The organism is Neiella holothuriorum, assembly GCF_019457915.1.
GTDB lineage: Bacteria > Pseudomonadota > Gammaproteobacteria > Enterobacterales > Neiellaceae > Neiella > Neiella holothuriorum.
The window spans coordinates 45,848-66,924 of sequence record NZ_JAHZSS010000007.1 but is presented as its reverse complement, the minus strand read 5'-3'; the positions used below and the strand labels follow the sequence as shown (position 1 = coordinate 66,924).

The following is a 21,077-nucleotide window of genomic DNA, read 5'->3' as shown; positions in this document are numbered from 1 at the left end:
TAGGACGGTATCAATGAACATGAAATTTATGACTATTTTAATTGCCGGATTGCTCAGTTCGTCGGCTACATTGGCATCTGTGACAGAGCATGCTCATGTAGCCTCAGGAACTGATAGCCACGAACCTCATCAAGAATCTCATGAGCATGAAGAGGAACATAATGAGGAGCATGGTCAGCATGACCATAGTGAACATGCACACGACGAGCACGACGACCATAAGATTGGAGACGAGCCACACACTGTAGGCAACGAGCATGATGCTGACGGTGCGGTAACACTTCGCCCAGAGCAAATGGCTCTTGCTGATATTGTTGTCGAGCCACTTCAATTCCAACAAATTGATTATCAGCTGTATGCTCCCGGAGAGATCCTAACCAATGGCTACACAAGTTATCGAGTCTCACCTCGCGTTCCTTCTGTTGTTTTAAGTCGCCATGTAACTCTGGGGGAGCATATTGAAAAAGGACAAAAGCTAGTCACGCTCTTTAGCGAAAGTGTCGCCATAGCTCAATCTCAGTTTCGTACCGCATGGCCTGAATGGCAAAGAGTCAAATCGTTGGGCCAACAAACGGTTGGCGCTCAACGCTATGTTGAAGCAAAGTCGAACCTTGAAGCGGCTCAAGCGACCTTGCTGGCGTATGGGTTGTCGTTCAGTGATTTAGAAAGCTTGAAAAAGCAGAGCGCACCATCTTTGGGTGAGTATACATTGAGAGCTGAAATCGATGGCTCGGTACTATCCGATGAATTTGAACAAGGGCAACGTATTGACTCAGGCGAGCCCCTCATCCTAATTGCCGATGAAAAGCAGCTCTGGGTAGAGGCTCACTTATCACCAAACTTGGATATGTCATTGGAAGCTGGCTCAAAAGCCGAAGTGGTAAGCGCAGGTAAAAGCTTAGAAGCCATTGTATCTCAAGAAGCCCATACCATCGACCCGGTTACGCGTACACGCCTCGTGCGGCTGGTCGTTGATAATGCTGCTCATCAACTTCACCCAGGTCAATTTGCTGAAGTGTTCTTTAACTTTCGCACTAAACATTCAGTAATTGCAGTACCAGAGTCGGCGTTGATTCGAGATGAACATGGTGATTGGACTGTTTTCGTTGAAGATCATCCAGGGGAATTTATTCCTATGGAAGTCAAGTTGGGAGATTCCTATGGGCAAGTTCGCGAAATTCGGGGAATGAAACCGGGAGCGCGGGTTGTGACTAAGGGAGCATTTTTCGTTGCTTCACAGATCGCCAAGGGCGGTTTTGACCCCCACAACCACTAAGTAACTGGAGTCCCGATGTTTAATCGAATTATTGATTGGGCTGTGGCCAACAGGTTGTTGGTACTGATAGCCCTCATTGTCATTATTGTTAGTTCTACGTTTCTGATCCCTAAACTAAATTTGGACGCATTCCCTGACGTCACCAATGTTCAGGTATCAGTGAATACCGAAGCACCTGGGCTCGCTGCCGAAGAGGTTGAGCAGCTTATTACCTATCCGATTGAAGCGGTTATGTATGCGCTACCCGATGTGAAGGAAGTACGCTCTATATCAAAGACAGGCTTGTCGGGTGTGACTGTCGTATTCGAAGAAGGCACCGACATATACTTTGCCCGACAATTGGTGTTTGAAAGGCTTCAAGCTGCTAAAGAGCTCATTCCTGAGGGCGTAGGTACGCCAGAAATGGGGCCGAATACGTCAGGTTTGGGTCAGGTCTATCAGTACCTTTTGGTCGCTGAACCCGATTCTGGATTTGATGCAATGGCCTTACGGAGCCTTAATGATTGGGTTGTGAAGCTGCTGCTTATTCCAGCAGAAGGGGTGACCGATGTGCTCTCATTCGGTGGTGAGGTTCGCCAGTATCAAGTCAACCTAAATCCTTCGCTATTATTGGCATACGAGCTCTCTCAAAACGATGTAATTGCTGCTCTGGAACGAAATAATACCAATGTTGGCGGTTGGTATATGAATAGAGGCCAAGAACAACTCGTGATCAGAGGAACTGGCTGGGTAGCCTCGGGTGATCTTGGGCTGGAGCAACTTGGGCAGGTTCCAGTCAGAACTATTGACGGTGTTACTGTCACTGTTGCCAACGTTGCTGATGTCTCGTTGGGAGGGGAGATCCGTCAAGGTGCGGTAACCATGAGCCGAAAGGCCGAAGATGGCACTATCGATCCCCTTGGCGAGGTTGTCTCTGGCATCGTTCTTAAGCGTATGGGAGCAAATACCAAAGCAACCATTGATGGGATCAACAACAGGGTTGAGCGTATTAATCAAGCATTGCCAGAAGGGGTTCACTTTGAAGCTTTCTATGATCAGGCTGATCTGATTTCGCAAGCGGTGCAGACAGTAGTCAATGCGCTGTTACTGGCCTTCGCGCTGATCGTGGTGATATTGGCACTGTTTCTGATGAACCTCAGAGCAACATTGCTGGTTTTGCTTTCCATTCCCATTTCCATTGGTATCGCCCTAATGGTGATGGCGTGGTTTGGTCTCTCGGCTAATCTGATGTCATTGGGAGGTATCGCCGTTGCGATTGGTATGCTCGTTGATGGCTCGGTGGTGATGGTAGAAAACATGTTTAAGCACTTAAGTCACCCTGATGCTGAACATGATGAACAGAGCTCTGCCAGAGCAGGAAACTCGGCCAGCGTTCTTAGGAGTGGTATTCCGAACAAAAGTAGCATTGCTCTTAGGCTTCAGCTCGCAGGTCGGGAAGTGGCGCGACCTATCTTTTTTGCAACCGCAATTATTCTGGTTGTATTCATGCCTCTATTTAGCTTCGAGGGAGTGGAAGCAAAACTGTTTCAACCCATGGCCGTGAGTATCATGTTAGCAATGCTAGCTGCGGTGGTGGTCGCTTTGTTGATCGTACCTGCGCTTGCGACATATCTGTTCAGAAATGGTATCAGAGCACGGCAAAGCTTTGTGCTTCAGCCTCTTGAGCGAGCATATAGAGCAGGACTTCGCTGGAGCCTGAATCACAGTCGGGTTGTAGTCGGTGTCGCTGTTTTACTGGTCATTGGGACGGCGATTGTAGTCCCACGCCTGGGGACCGAGTTTGTACCCGAGCTTGAAGAAGGAACGATTAATCTACGCGTTACATTGGCTCCATCTTCCAGCCTAAATACAGCACTAGAAGTTGCGCCTAAGCTCGAAGCTATCTTGATGCAATTTCCCGAAGTAACCTATGCCATGTCTCGTATTGGCCGGGCGGAAATTGGTGGCGATCCTGAGCCTGTTAACAACATAGAAATTTATATTGGCTTAAAGCCCGTTGCTGAATGGACAAGTGCAAATAGCCGCTACAAGTTGCAAGAGCTTATGGAGCATAAGCTTGAGCAGCATCCGGGCCTGCTATTCAATTTCTCTCAGCCTATTGCAACTCGGGTCGATGAGCTACTCTCCGGGGTTAAAGCTCAGCTTGCAATTAAACTGTTTGGGCCTGATCTAACTGTTTTGGCGCAGAAAGGGCAAGCGATAGAGTCCGCAGTAAAGGATGTAGCTGGTGCGCGTGATGTCGCCATGGAGCAAATCGCTGGCGAATCTCAATTGGTAGTGAAACCTAATCGTCGTGCTCTTTCCCGATATGGCTTAAATGTTGAAGATGTCATGTCATTGGTTCGTGACGGAATGGGAGGGGTAAGTGCGGGACAGATCATTAACGGTAACGAACGCTATGACATCTATGTGCGAATAGCTGAGTCGTTCCGCCAAGACAGAGAACAAATCGCTGAGCTTCGTTTACGCTCTCCTTCTGGTGCATGGGTTCGCTTGGGGGATGTAGCAGAGGTGTCGGTAGAGTCTGGTCCACCGCAAGTACGCCGGGATGATGTTCAACGCAGGGTCGTTGTTCAAGCCAACGTCCATGGCAGAGATATGGGCAGTGTGGTGGCTGATATTCAGGAGGCGATTGCCAAGAAGGTTGATTTACCTCCTGGCTATTCAGTGGATATCGGGGGGCAGTACGAAAACCAGCAGCGGGCACAGCAACGGTTGTCACTCGTTGTGCCGCTATCTCTTGGTTTAATTGCACTGCTATTGTATTTCACGTTTGCTTCCGTTGGGCAGGCGATGTTGATCCTTGTGAATGTTCCATTAGCTGTAATTGGTGGCGTGTTCGCTTTGTGGCTATCTGGCCAATACTTATCAGTGCCAAGTTCTGTTGGCTTCATTACGCTTTTTGGCGTCGCGGTGTTGAACGGTGTAGTGATGGTTGAAAGCATCAATCAACGCATTAAAGATGGTTCACCTGTTGAAAGCGCCGTGTTTGATGGTGCGCTCTCAAGGCTCAGGCCGGTACTAATGACCGCAATGACCTCGGCACTGGGGCTCATCCCGATGTTACTCTCAAATGGTGTTGGCGCTGAGATCCAAAAACCACTGGCTACCGTTATTGTCGGAGGGTTGGTAACAGCAACGCTGTTAACACTCTTTGTACTACCAGTGCTATTTGCTTGGTTTTCAAAAGGAAAATTACAGGAAACTTCATAACTAAGTAGCCTACCGCTTCAGCTCGAAGCGGTAGGCTACCCTTTGATTAAGTCTTAGTGTTCACTCTCGCACTGTGAATGGTCAGCAAGTGCTTTAATAACCGAACATTGATCATTCAAGCCGCTATCACTCTGCGAAACAATTCGCTCCAGTTCATCCTCTAGCCGCTTCAAACGTGCTAAGCGACAGCGAACGGATTCCAAATGTTTAGCTGCTATTGAGTGTGCGTTTTCGCAAGAAGCATTTGGCTGGTGATCAAGTGAAATGAGAGTGCGTACGTCATTTAGAGAGAACCCCAGATCCCTCGCATGTTTTATGAATTTCAACTGCTGTAACTCTTGTTCAGAATATTGGCGTTGATTCCCCTCTGAGCGGCCTACGGCAGCAATAAGTTGCTGCTGTTCATAGTAACGAATAGTGGGCACTTTTACGTTGGCAGCTTTAGACAGCTGCCCTATAGACAAAGATGCTGTATTTTTTTTTCGTGTCATTTCGTCGTGAGCAAAATAAGCCTTGAACCTCTAGTTACTAGAGGTTTTAACATAGGCTCACTAATGTTGTTAGTGAGGTATGTAAGCATGTGGCATTCATCAAAGTTTGAGCTGAAGATTCCGCCAATCATCGTGATGTTTTTGATCGCCTGCCTAATGTTTTTGGCATCGGAAGTTACTGAGCAGTTCTCATTTGATGTACCAGCAGCTCAAGCTGTAGGTTGGTTTTTCGCTATTGCTGGATTGATTGTCATTGGACGTGGTGTACAGGTATTTCGGCACCACCAAACAACAGTCGATCCACGAGTCCCAAATGCTTCAAGCCATTTGGTGGTGTCAGACATTTTTAGCTACACGCGAAATCCAATGTACCTCGGAATGGCTCTGTGTTTGGTTGGGTGGGCATTCTATCTTTGTAATTTGATTGCTCTTGGGCTTGTGTTTGGCTTCACGGCCTACATCACTCGATTTCAGATTATCCCTGAAGAACGCTTTCTCGGCAGTAAGTTTGGACAATGTTACACGGAGTACACTAGAGAAGTTGGGCGCTGGGGAGGAAAAAGAGTCGCTAAAAAAGTGCTCAACAATATTCGCTAACAGCAATTCATTTTTGTGCAGAAATGCGTTGAGACATATAGCTATTCTCTCTGGACCACAACTTGTCAGCTTTGAGTGAAACGCTCAGCTTGTTCATACGAAGTGAATAAACTGAGCGTTCCCTTTATGACGGCGAGTGCGCTAGCAAAGAAAATACGGGCAAAAGCATATTGTAAATTTACTACGGCAAATTGATGGAATGCTAAACTTACGCTTCAATTTTATGCAAACTTATGCTGCAAATTTTAGTCTAACATACTGATTTTTAGTCTGGGGTTATGCAATCTTTTGATGCAAACATTAACCCTTCATTATCTAATCACCTCATTGGTTTCCTTATATACTGCTTCACCGCTGTATTGATACGTTCATGATTGTTGTTTTTGTTGGAACAAGCTGTTCCGCTCACGGCCATTTTTCCGCTACCTCCTAGCCGATATAGTGGCGCCACAATGCAAACTATTAAGGTGGCAAACATGGTTTTAAATACAGCGGCGATTCAATTGCTAGCCGATTTACAGCAAGCTGGCAGCTGTGCGCAACTGGCCAACAATCGACAGGTGACGATTGAAAATATATTCCACAGCCTCGTTGAATTGGACTCAGTTGACCCAGGGTATTATCTGGAGCTGGACGTAACTGCTCGCAATGCCGAGCTGACTGCAGTTAGCTGTGAGTTGCTGGCGCAGCTACAAGGGCCATTAAGCCAATTGAGAGCGATCAATCTTCCCAATTAATCTCGACATAACATTGATTAAAAAAAACGCCGCATGATTGCGGCGTTTTTTGTTTCGATGATTGTTGAATTTCGGCGAGTTAACGAACTAATTGAGCAACCGCTTTCGGCAGCTCTGACTCAAGGTATTGTAATAATAAACGGACGCGTTCAGGCATATAACGACGTGATGGGTACAAGGCATAAAGAGGAATGGCAAGTTGATATCGGTCATCAAATAAAGAAACGAGCTTCCCTTCATCAACAAGTGGTTTCGCATGAACCTTCGATAACCTGGCTATTCCTCCTCCGTGACAGGTCAACGCTAACAGCCCCTGTGGTGAGTCAGTGATGATGCTAGGCTCCAGCCTAACGACGTGCTCGCCTTGGTCATCATAAAAATGCCATTCAGGTTCTTCACCATGCACTAATTCGCGAAACAAGATGTTGTGCTCTGTGAGGTCTTCTGGCTTGCTCGGTGTGCCAGCTTCTGCAAGGTAACTTGGACTTGCGAAGTAACCGCCGGGAATATCGCCAAGCTTCTTGGCGATAAAGCTTGAGTCTTGCAATTGCCCAGCTTGGATTAATAGATCAAATCGTTTGTCGTCACCGAGCGGTGCATTGTCGTCGCGCGATAATAGCTCTAGTGAAATGTTGGGAAATTTTTTACGAAATTCGGTCATCCAGCGGGCGAATACATGAAACAACAGGCTAGGAGCGTATACCGTAATTCGTCCCGATGCCGTGGCTTGCTCATCGGCCACTTCGTTTTGAATACGGCTAATATCTTCTAAGATTGTTTTCGCCCGTTGATAGAAGACTTCACCTTGCTGAGTGAGGTGGAGCGCCCGAGTGGTGCGATTTAGCAATCGAACTTTGAGGCTGTCCTCTAGTTCTTTAACGCGCCGACTGACGGTGCTTTTGGGAATGTCGCAATAGTCGCCAGCTTTGGTAAAGCTGCCAAGCTCGGCAACGACTACAAACAGCTCCATGTCTTCTAACTTCATATGCTCGCATTCTTTTTTGGTCTTGTTACCAAACTATATCGATTGCCCAGTTGAATTACGAGCGCGGAAGGTCACGAAATAACCGCGTTACGTAGCAATAAAAAAGCCACCTAGATGGTGGCTTCGGTGAAGATACTTGATGCGCGGTTGGCTCGTTTCGGAGCGACTTGGTGGGCGAACTAGAAAATTGCGCTGGCTGAGGGGACAACAAGGTCTTAATCTCGCCGCGCCTATTGCACCATTTCTTGTTCCATTTCCAAGTCCATATCAAGCGCCATGCCGCGTTTTTCTATAAGGGGCAATACACTTGCGGAGCGATCTAACAAGTCGTTACAAGCCTTTCCATCTGGGTTGGCCACAGCATAGTCATAATAGGCGCGATGAGCTGACGTTTGCAGGCCTTGCCAGTCCACATTGGCCATGTCACTCGAGTCGATACCATTGGCAAACACTGACAGTTTGGCAACTTCGAAGAACTTTTCTTTCTCGATGTCGGTACCGCAATGCTCGTTCATATAAATGGCTTTGCCTGCAACATTAATTAAGTGCTGTTCTGCGCTTGTGTGTTCAACCGCCGATACGGATGAAACCGACAGAAGGCCAAAAATACCTGATAGCAGCGCGATACGTTTGCGATTAATAATGGTCATGATGTTCTCCAAATGTGTTTTGTTGTGTGACTCAATGTTGGACTCATTTTATGCGCTGCTGTGGCAGGGAAAAACAGGTTGAACTGGAAATGACTGTACCGCTGAGTGGAACAGTTAAGAATGAAAAGTCGTTTGAGGTAGCGTCGGTTGGTTGATTCTTTACGGCTACCTGGAAGCGTTCGGTGACGGATTAGCCAAAACAAAAAGCCCCTTTGAACGCGAGAGGCGTTAAAGGGGCGAATTGACCGGATTGTTGAGGCGTTTGTTACCAGCCTGGTACTTCCGAAAACATGGCTTCAACGTATTCGTTGATAGTGTCTGTCTTCTGTTCAGAGTTGGCTGAACTTTTAAGTTTCTTACTGCCAACACCGCGCCACACCACTAAATCAGTTTTAGGGTTGACCAAGTCGATGAGCAATTGCCCTTCAGTGAATTGGCGCACACTAATGTCATTTCCCCAACCATGGCCAACCGCATACCGGTTGTATCTGGAGCTGTGCGCATAACGGGTGTTATGGGTTCGCACTTGGGTTTTGTCCTCACTGGTGACGTAATGAGACACCAACACGTCGGCGTGCTCTGCTGGTACTTCTTTCATGCCTCGGTTGGTCAAATAGGTTTTGACCGACTCGTTAATACGCTGATCAGTGAGACTGTAGCCTGGTTGGCCTGCGTACGTGTTGTTACTAATTGGCACCATATAAAAGGTTTCTAAATGGGCAAAGTTAAAGTCATTGGCATAATCCGCTTCAACTTTTGGTGTTGAAGCACAGCCGGCTAATAACATTGCCATCGCAGCCATTAAAAGCGTTCCGAGCGGTTGTTTATTTTTCATGATCACGACCTCCAATTATCTATACGGGATGTTGCCAAGCAACACGATTGCGTGGCTAATGTTTAAATGTTGAAGCTGATGATAGAGCGGTTATGGTAGTTAAAAAATAGTGCTGCTTGGCATAAGCTGTCTCACTAGGTGATACAGTCGCCGGATTTATGGATAGCAACGTGATTGATGGCGTGATGTCTGAAGTCTATGATTGGCGCCCCTGTTTGGAGCTGAAATATAAAGATGCTCGAAGCTCTGAGTGAGGGCGGGGGGCTAAACTATTTGCAGGCGAATAAAAGCATAAAATAGAAAGAATTGCTCAAAAGGGCTTACCGAGAGGCGAGCCCTTTTGTGTTGTTGAATTGGCGCGTTACGAGGATTAGCTTCTGAGTGATTTGTCTGACTCTAGAAACACAATAGACTTATCAACTGCTTCTCGCACTTTCATTTCCATGGTTAAGCGCTCTGAGGCGGGCAAGTAAAAAGCCATATCGACTTCGTGACGAATATAGCGTGCCGGTAGCTGGTTTAGGGCTAAACAGCATAAGTCTGCTAAATACTCAGGATCTTTATCCTCGAGCAGCGGCAACTTGCTGATGTAATCGGCGATCAGGCGTTCGTTATAGTTGTACAAATTATCGAAAATCATATGGCATCAAGTCCTCTTTTCTGCAGCCCTTCATGTTTAACACACTTAGGTGAAGTCGTCATAACTCAAAGGGTGCAAGTGTGAATTAGTTAGCCTGGCTTTCAACTTCGTTTAGGAATGCTTGTTGTGTTGCAGGATCGGCCTGCTGCCACCAATAACGCAACATTTTGGCTGCAGTTGCCGCCGTGTTTGGGGGCGGAGTGGCTTGCGTTTGTTGTATTTGGCGACTCACGGGATGTTCTGTAGCCGTGATGGGAGCAGCTCTTGACGCGGCAGTATAGATAGGCTTTAGGAGCTCTATGTGCTGGCCTTGTTGAGTAACGTCAATTTTTGGTTTTTTGGCAAAAGCACTGGCGGCGTCTTCGCTTTCGGGGCGCGCTGCCGTTAACGTATACGTTTGACCCGATACTGCGTTGAACGTTAGTTGAACTGGCTCTGATGTAACGGTTTGATGCGTGTCGTCATAGTCCGATTCGATTAAATCACGATACCGAACAGATATGGTGTTAATGCCTTCATTTAATGGATAGTCGTCTTTATCCATCAGTAAGTACCATTGTTGCTTTTCGCCATTGATGGTGACAATTTGCAAGTGTTCAGGCACCGATAAATTGGCGGCATGGGCAACATTGGCCAACAGGAAAAAGAACAAGCAGCTCGCAACAAGGGCATTTAATTTTTTCATGGCGTTTATTTCTTAATGGTGTTTTGCAATTGAGTGATGGTATCGCGACAGCGTTGTAAACGCTCTCGAGCATAGTCGGTTTTGTGGGCACTGGCTCGTTCATCGATTAATTGGGTTAGCTGTTGCTGGAGGCGAATTTCAAACTGCTTTAATTTTGCCAATTCAGCACTAGGGTTGCGCCAGTCGATTTCATAATTCTTGTGAAAGTTGCCGCTTTTACGACGAATAGGCTTTGCTTGCTTGTTTTTTATACTTATGGCACGCCAAACTTTTACTAAATTATCGCCAATTATGTTAACACGATGTAACGAAATGTTGCCGGAATCCTTATTATTGCTTAGTGAAGCATTCAGTTGCGCCAATTGTTGCTCGATGAAAATCAATGCTCGGGACAACTCATGGACCGATGAAGTGTGACTTAACGACTCAAACGACGCTTGGCTAATGGGCGTGATATCCAAGACGTGTTCTTGCTTTGCTAACGCCAAGGATGGCGCTAATAACTGCTTCGTTTGCGTTACCTTTGCGAGCAAGGTATCAATCAGAGCGGACGTACTCATAACCAGGCGTCCCAGCATAATTTGATGGCCATTGCTGACACGCCAAGGATGAACACTGGCCGTATCAAATTAGCGCCAAAGCGAATTGCTGAATGAGCACCAAGGTATGCTCCTGTCATAATACACAAGCCCATACTGAGTCCCACCAACCAGTTGACTTGCCCCAATATAACGAATGTGACAAGGCTTACCGCATTGCTGATGAAGTTCATGGTGCGAGCAACACCAGAAGAGAAAAGCAGGTTCAATTTGTGGAGCTTTAGTGTCGAAAGTGTCCAAAACGCGCCGGTTCCAGGACCTGCAATGCCATCGTAAAACCCCAGCCCGACACCTTGTAAGCCCTGTTTTAGCGGACTTGCTTCGGCGGCAAATTCATTGCCGTTTGATTCATCTTTAAGCTTGGTGATTAAGGTGTAGATAGCTGTGCACAATACGATAGCAGGCAATGCTTTTTCTAATGCTTGTGAACTGATGTTGTAGGCTGCAATCGTGCCGAGCATGGCTCCAATTGCTGTACATACCATTGCCCAACGCCAACGTTGAGGAAAAAATAAACGTTTGCGATAAAAGGTAATGCTAGCAGTGCAACTGCCAAAGGTGGCAGCCAGTTTATTGGTACCTAATGCTAGATGAGGGGGCATACCGGTAAAGAGTAGGGCTGGAATGGTCAACAAACCACCGCCGCCAGCAATCGCATCGATGAAACCCGCAAGCAAAGCCGCAAGGCTGAGCATCACCCAAATATCAGTAGAAACTAAGTCCAACATTGTGCCTCAACGCGAAAGAAGCCGTCATTCTATCAAAGACCTGTTTGCCTAGTCGCACCAGAATGGGATCTTTTTTTTCTATGACAAACCGATAGCTTCACTTTATTCGTGAATAACTATTCATTATTTCAATATATTTATTTTGTTTCAGAGTGTGAAATCATCATATTTCACTTGTGTTAACTATTTGATAGTTATGATTAATAAATTGTATACATAGCAAAAGTTAATGTTGAATCGCTTTTGTTTCGAAATGCCTGCCTTTTGTTAATCAAGGTTAAAAAAGTTGTTGACGTCACATTTCTGACTGTGGTTATATCAGACGCGACAGATCAGGTCGCTTACGACTTGGTGAGATATAACCAGGCTAACTGGTAAATAAACAATAAACCGCGTCTAAACGTGGTCCAGGGAGAAAATAAATCATGTTTGCTAGCAATAAACTTGCTGCAGCAGTGCGCTATGCCGTGTTCGGTGCCGCCGCTGCTTCTACTGCCGCTGCCATTCCTGCTTATGCAGAAGATGCAGGTGCTGATGATGCCGAGCGCATCCAGGTAACAGGCTCTCGTATTAAACGTACTGATATGGAAGGTTCATCACCTGTTTCCATTATCGACATGGGTGAAGTTGCTAAAGCGGGTGAGTTTTCTATCGCCGACATGCTGCGTAACAGCAACCTGAACACCTTCGGTTCTTTCTCTGAAAGCTCTGGTAGTACTTGGCAGAGCCAGTCCAACATCAACTTACGTGGTGCTGGTGCTGAGCGTACTCTGGTACTGATCAATGGCCGTCGTTTGCCAGGTTCACCTACTATGGGTGGTACCGCAGTAAACTTGAACACCATTCCTACTGCTGCAATTGAGCGCATTGAAGTTCTGACTGATGGTGCATCAGCTGTATATGGTTCTGACGCCGTTGCTGGTGTTGTAAACATCATCACTAAACGCGATTACGATGGCGCTGAGATTTCAGCAACATTGACTTCTCCAGACCAAGAAGGCGGCGATGAGTGGAAAGCTCACGCAGTAGCCGGTATTACTGGTGATAAAGGTAGCGCTACTGTTTCTATTGAGCACCTGAGCCGTGACATCATTTATCAACGTGATCGTTGGTATTCTCGAGCAACAGGTCATGACGCGACAGATTATGGAGATACCACCGGTATTTCTGTTTATGCTCGTAACTTTTTAGATTTCACAGCTGGTCAATTTGCACCAATGGCCGCTTGTGACAATGAAGCGATGGCCGGTGGCGGTAATATCTATGATTGGGGTGATGGTGATTTCGTCTGCGGATATGACTATACGTCTGAAGCTGCTGACCACGCCGATCGTGATTACACTGCCGGTTATTTGAGCGCTGATTACGAAATTTCTAGCGATGTTTCTATGAACGTGATGGCCATGTTCACTCGTAACGAAACATTCGGTCGTTACGCTCCTGCTGCGGGTTGGTTTAATGTTGGTGCAGGTCAAGTGGCGCTAACTCCTGGTTATAATGCACCAACAGATGAAAATGGAAATAACCTGAATGCAGGTCGTGTTTACTACCGTTTCACCGACGTTGGTACGCGTGATACTACCGTAGTTGACTACACCACAGATATTCAAGTTGGCTTTACTGGCGAACTAGAAGGTTACACGTGGGATGTGTCTTACCACTACAACAAGCAGGACAACCAAAGCACCGGTACTGGCTATGTTCACCGCCCAACGATCGAAACGTTAGTTGCTGATGGTGAATGGAACTTTGGCCCTGAAGGCAATGACGAAGCTACGGTAGCTTCTATTGCTCACCAAACGACTGCTGATAACGTGATGGATTTCCACATGTGGAATGCCGGAGTGAGCTTTGAAGCGTTTGACTTGCCTGCTGGTACTGTTGGTTGGTACTTCGGTGCTGAGTACATCGACTACGATTACACTTCTACTGTAGATGCTGAGTCTGCTGCTGGCGAAATTATCGGTTCTTCTGGTAACGGTTCTGGTGGTTCACGTGACGTAACTGCATTCTTTGGCGAAGCTGCTGTTCCTGTATTGGAAAACTTAGAGTTGAGCATCGCGCTTCGTTACGATGACTACTCTGACTTCGGTGACAACGTAGCTCCTAAAGTTGCTGCTCGTTATGAGCCTATGGATGGTCTGATTGTCCGTGCGTCTTACGGTGAAGGCTTCCGTGCTCCGGCACTGTCTGACTTGTATGCTGCTGATTCGTTCAGTGCTGACGATGCAACGGATTATCACTACTGTGAAGTTCAGGGTACTTCAGCAAGTGACTGTGATGAAGAACAATATGATGTAACACGTCAATCAAATGAAGATTTAGATGCTGAAGACTCTTCTTTCTACAATATTGGTGTTGTTTGGGACGTTACCGAAAACTTTAACGCTGGTCTTGAATATTACAACTTGGAAGTTGAAGACGTTATTACCTTCGTAAGCTTAGATGCTTTACTGAAAGAAGAAGCTGAAGTTGGTTACGGAAATTTGGCTCTGGGAGAAGTTCTTCGTTTGAATGACAATCCGGATGGCAAAATTCTTGAAGCGACTACCCCTCAGGTTAACGGTAATAAATTCGAAACTTCTGGTTTAGATCTGACGTTGAACTACCATGGTTTGGCAACAAGCTTTGGTGAGTTTGGTTCTAACTTAGACCTGACCTACGTTCTGAACTACGATGATGAAGAGTATTATGATGGCCCAGTTAACGACAAAATCGGTCGTAACGGTCTGCCAGAAATGCGCTTCACTTGGAAAGTAGACTGGGAAATGAACAACCACAGCGCATATATTTCTGCGCAATACATTGACAGCCAAGCAGAAACTGAAGACCCAGAAACGTATGAGCAAATAGGTCACTTGGGTTCTCAGACAACTTGGGATGCATCATACAGCTATGCAACCCCTTGGAACGCAACAGCAACAATGGGTGTGCGTAACTTGACTGACCGAGATCCAATCCTTGACTCAAATCTTCAATATGATTCAGATCTGTACAGCATCTATGGTCGTACTTACTTCGCGACTTACACGCAGAAGTTCTAAATCTGGAGAAATCCTAATTTAGTTGTTAAATAAAGAAGCGAGCCTTAGAGCTCGCTTCTTTTTTAGGTAAAGGAAAGCAAATGAAGCATTGGCAGTCATATTGGAATAGTGGTCAGCATTCGTCGATTCCAAATGATGTAAAAGATATTTATGGCCTGACGCTTAAAGGGTTTTGGGGGGAGGTTTTCTCAGCGCCACTTGTACCGCCTAAAAACGCCATTTTAGAAGTCTGCTGTGGCAATGGTGCGCTGCCTAACTTGTTGCTAACGCAACCGATGCTGCAACAAGGTCACTGGCATGCAACGGATTACAGTAGCTTAAATAAAGCTAATTTTGCGGTCAGTGCGAGTGACTCACGCCTCAAGATCCAAGGAAAAGTAAACGCCGAGAAGCTGCCGTTCGAGGATGAAACTTATGACGTTGTGGTATCGCAATTCGGAATCGAATACGCAAATGATAATGCCTTTCTAGAAGCTCTCCGTGTACTTGTTGAAGGTGGAATATTTGCATTTATTGCGCACCCAGCGAGCTCCCGTCTAATTACCGAGCATCAACAAGCGCTTGTTGCGAAAGATAGCGCTATGGAGCTGATTGCTATCTTAAAACGATTAAGCAACGAGCCTCAGCGGCAAGAATATAAAGACAGTTTTAATGCGTTTATGGCGAATACGCCGGACCAGATCAAACGCGAGCTCGCGCTAGCCGGCATGTTCGAAGCGGCTAACGCTTTTTTTGCACAGGCTTTAAAGATCAATAAGGCACAGCGACAAGGCCTGGTTGGCTCAATTGAACGTTGTTTTGTTGATTATTATGCACGAATGGAAGACATGGTTGCCGCGGCGCTGACAGAGCAGCGCATCGACAGACTGTGCAAGTTGTTAGAGGCCAAAGGCGCAAGTCTTAGTTTACATAAAGAAATATCTGTTGAAGGCCAAGTTGTCGCTATTGGTCAACTGTGGCAAAAGTAAATTTTTGCGATTTTTGTCTTTGTATTAAACCTCGCAGTGCCCGTCACTTAACCTCGCCAGCCAATTTTTAGCAGTTGCTGGCGCTTCCTCTCATTTATTGAATGATTCTTACAACTTTGTTGGTTGATATTTGACCAGAGTCGACTTCCTGTTGTTTTTTTCAAACAAAAGTGAGGACTTCTTTTAGTTATGAAAGAAATATGAAACAAAGCTGTAATGAGAGTGCGATCACATAATTGGATCTAATTCAGTATGGCGTCGCAGCTTTTACGTAAAAGACAACCTCACTCCGTTAACAAATTAGTCCAAAAAACGCCCCAAACATCAACAACTTACTAAATATTTTTAGTCTTATCTTTTTGTTTTATAAGAACAAAGCTGTCTTTACAAAAAATGCGAAACCGGTTTATTTGACTGTTGTCAATAAACAACAGTTTAGCCCTGTGACGGACGCTTCAGCGCGTTGACATGATGGGGTAAATGGTAGAATATTCTTCGCCATTATCACCATAAATAGATGTGGTGATAAAAAACTAATGAAAGCTTCATACCCCGCTTTAATTCAGTGAATTAATTATGGGGCCGTTCAATTCGATTGTTGGTTGGGAACTATGTCCAAATTGATCAAGAGAAGCCTGATAGCTACTGCGCTTGCAGGTGCTATGGTCGTGTCAGGCACGGCTATCTCAGAGCCTCTTACCGACGTGCAAAAAGCTAGTACTGCAATTCACAAAGATGCAGCAAAATCACAAGCTAAAATTGATAACGTCGTAGACCAAACTCAAATTCTTCTCGATGAGTACCGTACTACTCTGGACGAGATTGAAAATCAAACTATTTACAACAACCACGTTTCTGTTCTGGTTAAAGACCAGGAAGAAGCTGTTTCTTCGTTGCAAGATCAAATTGATAGCATCGATAAAACAGCTCGTGGCGTTGTGCCATTGATGTACCGCATGATTGATACATTAGAGCAATTCGTTGCTTTGGATGTGCCAATCAACATGGACGAGCGTAACGATCGAGTTACTAAATTACGCGACGCCATGACAATGTCTAACGTTTCTGTTTCTGAGCAATTCCGCTTAGTTATCGAAGCGTACATGGTAGAAAATGAGTACGGCACGAAGATTCGCGCCTACGAAGGTAAGCTTAACTACCAAGGTACTGACATCTCTGTTGATTACTTCCACTTAGGCCGTATCGCCTTTGTTGCACAGTCTCTTGACCAAAAAAATGTTTGGGCATGGGATAACAGTGCACGTGAGTGGGTACAACTGGGTGATGAGTTCTTGAGCCCAATTACGACTGCAATTCGTATGGCCCGCAAGCAAGCCCCATTTGATCTGGTTACATTGCCAATTCGTGCTGCGGAGACTGTGAAATGAAGCAACTAACTAAATCTATCCTGTTCGCTGCAGCCGTAGCTGTTTCTGCTTCTGCAGTGCTGCCAGCGTCTGCTGCTGATGCTTCTGCAACGTTAGATCAATTGTTGCAGCAAGTTAAAAGCGAGCGCATCTCTGAAGCTAAGCTGAACAAAAAACGTGAAGCTGAGTTCTTAGCAGATCGCTCTAGCATGAAATCTCGTGTTGCTAAAGCAAAAGCTGACTTAGCAGCTTCTGTGCAACGCGGCGAAGAATTGAAGCAATCATTTGCTGACAATCAAGACCTGATTGCAGAAAAAGAAACTGAACTAGAAAATGCCAAGGGTAACCTAGGTGAAATGTTCGGTGTTGTACGTGCCTCTGCTGGTGAAGCTGTTGGTCGTATCTCTACTTCTGTAGTTAGTGCTCAATACCCAGATCGTACTGCATTGCTCGAAGAGCTAGCAGAAGCGAAAGCACTTCCAAAATTGGAAGAGCTAGAAGAGCTATGGTTTGCTCTGCAAACTGAAATGACTGAATCAGGTAAAGTCGTTCGCTTTAACAAAGACGTAACCATGCTAAACGGTGACGTTGTTAATGCAGAACTGATTCGTATCGGTTCATTCGGCATTGTTGGTGAAGAAGGTTACATGCGTTTCGACGCAGCTAAAGGTGAAGTTCAGCCTTTAGGCCGTCAGCCTGGTAGCCACATGGTTGCTGCTATCCAAGACTTCATGGATGTTGAATCTGGTATCGCGCCAGTATTCATTGACCCATCACGTGGTCAAATCTTGGGTCTGTTGATGCAGAAAGCGACTTTGGTTGAGCGTTACCACCAAGGTGGTGTTGTTGGTTACATCATTACTTGTGTACTAGCAATCGGCTTGTTGATCGCACTTGAGCGTATTATTGTTCTGACTCTGGTTGGCGGTAAAATCCGTGCACAGCAGAAGAACCTTGCTAACCCAAGCTCTAACAATCCATTGGGTCGTATCATGATGGTTGGTCAGCAAAACAAAAACGTTGACCTTGAAACACTTGAGCTTAAGTTAGACGAAGCTGTTCTTCGTGAGTTGCCAAAAATTGAACGCGGCATTTCATTGATTAAGATCTTCGCTGCAATTGCCCCGCTATTAGGTCTGTTGGGTACGGTTGTTGGTATGATCGGTACCTTCCAATCGATTACTCTGTTCGGTACTGGTGATCCGAAGATCATGGCTGGCTCAATCTCAATGGCACTGGTTACAACTGCTGAAGGTTTGATCGCGGCTCTGCCTCTGATTCTTGCCCACAGTCTTGCTGCTGGCCGAGCTAAAGCTATCCTGTCAATTATTGACGAGCAAAGCGTAGGTATTGTTGCTCAGCACGCTGAGCAGGAGAAAGCCTAATGTTATTCCTGATGGGCCTTTGGGAAACCGTCAGGGATTTTGTGGCGACCGGCGGTGACGTACTATACGTTGTTGCATTCGCGCTCGGCCTCATGTGGATTTTAATGATCGAGCGCTACTGGTTTTTAACCTGGGTCTTCCCAAAAGAGCATAAAGATATTATTGCTCGCTGGGATGAACGAGTTGATACCACCTCCTGGACCGCACACCGAATCCGAGATTATTGGATTGCGGATGCTACTGGACGTATCTCTGCTCGTATGATTGTTATCAGAACGTTAGTTGCCATGTGTCCATTAATTGGACTACTTGGTACGGTGACCGGCATGATTGAGGTTTTCTCAACCATGGCTACACAAGGCACCGGTAACCCTCGTCTGATGGCCTCAGGTATCTCCATGGCCACAATTCCGACTATGGCGGGAATGGTAGCTGCTTTGTCTGGTGTGTTCTTTAGCTCACGCCTCGAAGCAAAAGTGAAACTGGCGAAGGCCAAATTGGTTGACAGCCTGCCACATCACTAAGAGAGATTGAAAATGGCACGTAAAACAAGACGTGAAGACGAAGAAGCAACAATTGATATGACGCCGATGCTCGACATCGTATTCATCATGTTGATCTTCTTCATTGTTACCACCTCTTTCGTGAAAGAGGCAGGTATTCAGGTGAACAAGCCTAAGGCTAATAACACCAGTAAAGAGCCTAGCGCTAACATTTTCATCGCGATCAAAGAAAACGGTGAAGTCCATATGGACCGTCGTATGATCGATGTTGAACGTGTAACCGCTAATATCGAGCGCATGCTAGCTGAGCAGCCAACCGACACAGTTGTTGTCCAGGCTGATAAAGAAGCCAAGCATGGCATTGTTGTGAAGGTCATGGACCAGATCAAAGAAGCCGGTATCGATAAAATCTCTATTGCTGCTGCAGCTGGAGGTTAATATGTTGCGATTGCTCGTATCAATGTTGGTGGGCATCGCGGTTACCTTTGGCTTGTTTGTATTCATGGCTGAGCTGATTGCTAACAGTGCTCGTCCCCCTGAAAAGGGTAGTGGGCCAGTTGTAATCGATATTTTGGTTGCGGAGAAACAAGCCAAACCGATGACTCGGAAACGGCCGCCGCCACCACCACCGCCACCGAAGACGCCGCCTAAGACGCCTCCGGTAGAGCCAGATCCAGTGGACAATTCAGCGCCATCCATTAGTTTGGACGCGCCACGAATTCAAAGCTCTGGTTCAGGTGGCTTCACCGCTCCAACGGCATTGAGCCGTGACGGTGATGCTCAGCCAATCGTTCGGATTGAGCCAAAATATCCGATCAAGGCTGCTCGTGATGGTAAAGAAGGCTGGGTTAAAATGAGCTTCACCATCAACGAATTAGGTGGTGTTGAAGACGTAACCGTTGTAGATGCTGATCCTAAGCGTGTATTCGACAAAGAAGCTAAACGTGCTCTGCGTAAGTGGAAGTACAAGCCTAAAGTTGAAGATGGTAAAGCCATGAAGCAGTTCAACCAACAGGTTGTTCTAGAGTTCAAACTGGGTAACTAAGGAGACAAAACAATGAAACGTAAGAACATTGTGTTGACGGGTGTACTATGCGCCGTTGTCGCGCTGTCTTCTCAGTTATTCACGGCTGCTCCAGCACACGCTGCCAAGAAACAGACGGAAGAAGTAGATTCATTAACCAAAGCGCTGCAGACGAAGTACAAAGGTCACAAGACCAAAGTTGCTTCGCCAAAAGTCGGTAAAAAGGTTTTTGAAGCTTACGACCTCTACTCTGCTGATCAGGTCAAAGAAGCATTAGCGGTTTTGAAAGATATCAATGCTAAAACTGATTTCGACAAAGCCTATGTTGATCGCTTCATTGGTAGCCTGATGGCCGGCGAAGACGGTAAAGCGAAAGAAGCTATTCAGTACATCAAAGGCGCTGTAGCACCAGCCATCTTGAACCCTCGGGAACAAGCGGACGGTCTTAAGTTGTTGGGTGACTTGCAGATGCAAGAGCGCATGTACAAAGACGCTATCGCTAGCTACCAGTCTTGGATGGACTACACCGGTACGGAACATAAAGATATTTACCTTCGTATGGCGCAAGCTCAATACGAAACGGGTAACTATGCTGAAATGATTCCGTTGGCTGACCGTGGTATTGCGATTTCGCCTAAGCCAGATAAAAACTTGTACATCTTAAAGCTAACTTCTTACTACGAGCGCAAGCAATACAAGAACTCTGTAAAGGTTCTTGAGCAACTTGTTAGCTTGTTCCCAGAAGATCAGAAATGGTGGGCTCAGCTCGGCCAATTCTACATGCTTATTGATGACTACGAGAAAGCTCTGGCAACGATGGACTTGGCGTACAAGAAAGGTTTGTTCACCAAGCAAAACCATTACAAAGCGTTATCTCAGTTGTTCTACAACCAAGGTATCCCTTACAAAGCTGCTGTTGTGCTTGAAAAGCACATGGACAAAGGCGATGTAAAACGTGATGACAAGATGCTTTCCCAGGTAGCGAATGCTTACCGTGGTTCTAAAAACTACGACAAAGCCGCTAAATACTATGGTGAAGCGGCGAAGTTGAGCGGTGATGGCGAATCTTACCGTAAGCAAGCTAGCATGTATCTGATGATGGAAGAGTACAATCTGGCGATTAAAGCCGGTCAAAACGCTATTAAGAGTGGCGTGGAGAAAACTGGCTCTGTCAACATGATGATTGCTGAGGCATATCTGAATAAGAAAAACCTCAAACAAGCTCATGCTTATGCTGTTCGTGCGACCAAAGATCGCTCTACGGCAAAAACTGCCAAAGGTTGGGCTAGCTACATTAAGAGTAAAGCTCAGCAACAAGGCGTTAAGCTGTAATTGCTAACTTAGCGAATA

Annotated in this window: 20 protein-coding genes; 12 read left to right on the top strand and 8 right to left on the bottom strand. The window is 46.1% G+C overall.

The window, feature by feature from the left end:
- Nucleotides 1-13: 13 nt before the first annotated feature.
- Together K0504_RS07740 and K0504_RS07735 are read left to right on the top strand one after the other, a co-directional pair.
- A complete protein-coding gene (locus K0504_RS07740; RefSeq protein ID WP_225918038.1) occupies nucleotides 14-1,276 on the top strand; it encodes an efflux RND transporter periplasmic adaptor subunit in 1,263 nt (420 codons plus the stop codon).
- A 15-nt stretch (nucleotides 1,277-1,291) separates the two neighbouring features.
- On the top strand, nucleotides 1,292-4,489 hold the full coding sequence (locus K0504_RS07735) for an efflux RND transporter permease subunit (protein WP_220103609.1): 3,198 nt from the start codon (nucleotides 1,292-1,294) through the stop codon (nucleotides 4,487-4,489).
- Nucleotides 4,490-4,542: 53 nt separating this feature from the next.
- On the opposite strand, the gene K0504_RS07730 is transcribed toward K0504_RS07735, so the two are convergent.
- Nucleotides 4,543-4,980, bottom strand: a complete 438-nt coding sequence (locus tag K0504_RS07730; RefSeq protein ID WP_220103608.1) for a MerR family transcriptional regulator — start codon at nucleotides 4,978-4,980, stop codon at nucleotides 4,543-4,545.
- A gap of 87 nt (nucleotides 4,981-5,067) precedes the next feature.
- On the opposite strand from K0504_RS07730, the gene K0504_RS07725 reads away from it, so the two are divergent.
- Both K0504_RS07725 and K0504_RS07720 read left to right on the top strand, forming a co-directional pair.
- Entirely contained in the window at nucleotides 5,068-5,577 is a 510-nt protein-coding gene (locus tag K0504_RS07725) for a methyltransferase family protein (RefSeq protein WP_220103607.1), read from the top strand.
- 476 nt (nucleotides 5,578-6,053) lie between these two features.
- Nucleotides 6,054-6,314 carry a hypothetical protein gene (locus K0504_RS07720; RefSeq protein ID WP_220103606.1) on the top strand — a complete coding sequence of 87 codons (261 nt, stop codon included), beginning with the start codon at nucleotides 6,054-6,056 and terminating at the stop codon, nucleotides 6,312-6,314.
- A gap of 79 nt (nucleotides 6,315-6,393) precedes the next feature.
- Here the strand turns inward: K0504_RS07720 and K0504_RS07715 are convergent, their stop codons facing one another.
- From K0504_RS07715 to K0504_RS07685, 7 genes are all read right to left on the bottom strand, one after another.
- Entirely contained in the window at nucleotides 6,394-7,299 is a 906-nt protein-coding gene (locus K0504_RS07715) for a LysR family transcriptional regulator (RefSeq protein ID WP_220103605.1), read from the bottom strand.
- A 230-nt stretch (nucleotides 7,300-7,529) separates the two neighbouring features.
- Nucleotides 7,530-7,949 (bottom strand): hypothetical protein, encoded by a 420-nt coding sequence (locus tag K0504_RS07710; protein ID WP_220103604.1) that lies wholly within the window; start codon nucleotides 7,947-7,949, stop codon nucleotides 7,530-7,532.
- A gap of 265 nt (nucleotides 7,950-8,214) precedes the next feature.
- Entirely contained in the window at nucleotides 8,215-8,784 is a 570-nt protein-coding gene (locus tag K0504_RS07705; protein ID WP_220103603.1) for a DUF4136 domain-containing protein, read from the bottom strand.
- Between the two features lie 370 nt (nucleotides 8,785-9,154).
- The gene (locus K0504_RS07700) at nucleotides 9,155-9,424 is read right to left on the bottom strand and encodes a late competence development ComFB family protein (RefSeq protein ID WP_220103602.1); all 270 of its coding nucleotides are present in this window, start codon (nucleotides 9,422-9,424) and stop codon (nucleotides 9,155-9,157) included.
- Between the two features lie 85 nt (nucleotides 9,425-9,509).
- Complete coding sequence (locus tag K0504_RS07695; protein WP_220103601.1) at nucleotides 9,510-10,109, bottom strand: YccT family protein; 600 nt, start codon at nucleotides 10,107-10,109, stop codon at nucleotides 9,510-9,512.
- A 5-nt stretch (nucleotides 10,110-10,114) separates the two neighbouring features.
- A complete protein-coding gene (locus K0504_RS07690; RefSeq protein ID WP_220103600.1) occupies nucleotides 10,115-10,669 on the bottom strand; it encodes a hypothetical protein in 555 nt (184 codons plus the stop codon).
- On the bottom strand, nucleotides 10,666-11,436 hold the full coding sequence (locus K0504_RS07685; protein WP_220103599.1) for a TSUP family transporter: 771 nt from the start codon (nucleotides 11,434-11,436) through the stop codon (nucleotides 10,666-10,668). Before K0504_RS07685 ends, K0504_RS07690 begins: the two co-directional genes overlap by 4 nt.
- 425 nt (nucleotides 11,437-11,861) lie before the next feature.
- Here K0504_RS07685 and K0504_RS07680 point away from each other — a divergent pair, with 425 nt between their 5' ends.
- The 8 genes from K0504_RS07680 (at nucleotide 11,862) to K0504_RS07645 (ending at nucleotide 21,059) form a co-directional block, all read left to right on the top strand.
- A complete protein-coding gene (locus K0504_RS07680; protein ID WP_220103598.1) occupies nucleotides 11,862-14,480 on the top strand; it encodes a TonB-dependent receptor in 2,619 nt (872 codons plus the stop codon).
- 80 nt (nucleotides 14,481-14,560) lie between these two features.
- Nucleotides 14,561-15,448, top strand: a complete 888-nt coding sequence (locus K0504_RS07675; protein ID WP_220103597.1) for a class I SAM-dependent methyltransferase — start codon at nucleotides 14,561-14,563, stop codon at nucleotides 15,446-15,448.
- A 620-nt stretch (nucleotides 15,449-16,068) separates the two neighbouring features.
- Nucleotides 16,069-16,836, top strand: coding sequence for a DUF3450 domain-containing protein (locus K0504_RS07670; RefSeq protein ID WP_220103701.1), 768 nt, complete (start codon nucleotides 16,069-16,071; stop codon nucleotides 16,834-16,836).
- Nucleotides 16,833-18,200, top strand: a complete 1,368-nt coding sequence (locus tag K0504_RS07665; RefSeq protein ID WP_220103596.1) for a MotA/TolQ/ExbB proton channel family protein — start codon at nucleotides 16,833-16,835, stop codon at nucleotides 18,198-18,200. The genes K0504_RS07670 and K0504_RS07665 overlap by 4 nt, the downstream gene beginning before the upstream one ends.
- Nucleotides 18,200-18,724, top strand: a complete 525-nt coding sequence (locus tag K0504_RS07660) for a MotA/TolQ/ExbB proton channel family protein (RefSeq protein WP_220103595.1) — start codon at nucleotides 18,200-18,202, stop codon at nucleotides 18,722-18,724. Before K0504_RS07665 ends, K0504_RS07660 begins: the two co-directional genes overlap by 1 nt.
- A gap of 12 nt (nucleotides 18,725-18,736) precedes the next feature.
- Entirely contained in the window at nucleotides 18,737-19,141 is a 405-nt protein-coding gene (locus K0504_RS07655) for an ExbD/TolR family protein (RefSeq protein WP_220103594.1), read from the top strand.
- A 1-nt stretch (nucleotide 19,142) separates the two neighbouring features.
- The gene (locus K0504_RS07650; RefSeq protein WP_220103593.1) at nucleotides 19,143-19,748 is read left to right on the top strand and encodes an energy transducer TonB; all 606 of its coding nucleotides are present in this window, start codon (nucleotides 19,143-19,145) and stop codon (nucleotides 19,746-19,748) included.
- A gap of 12 nt (nucleotides 19,749-19,760) precedes the next feature.
- A complete protein-coding gene (locus K0504_RS07645) occupies nucleotides 19,761-21,059 on the top strand; it encodes a tetratricopeptide repeat protein (protein WP_220103592.1) in 1,299 nt (432 codons plus the stop codon).
- Nucleotides 21,060-21,077: the final 18 nt, after the last annotated feature.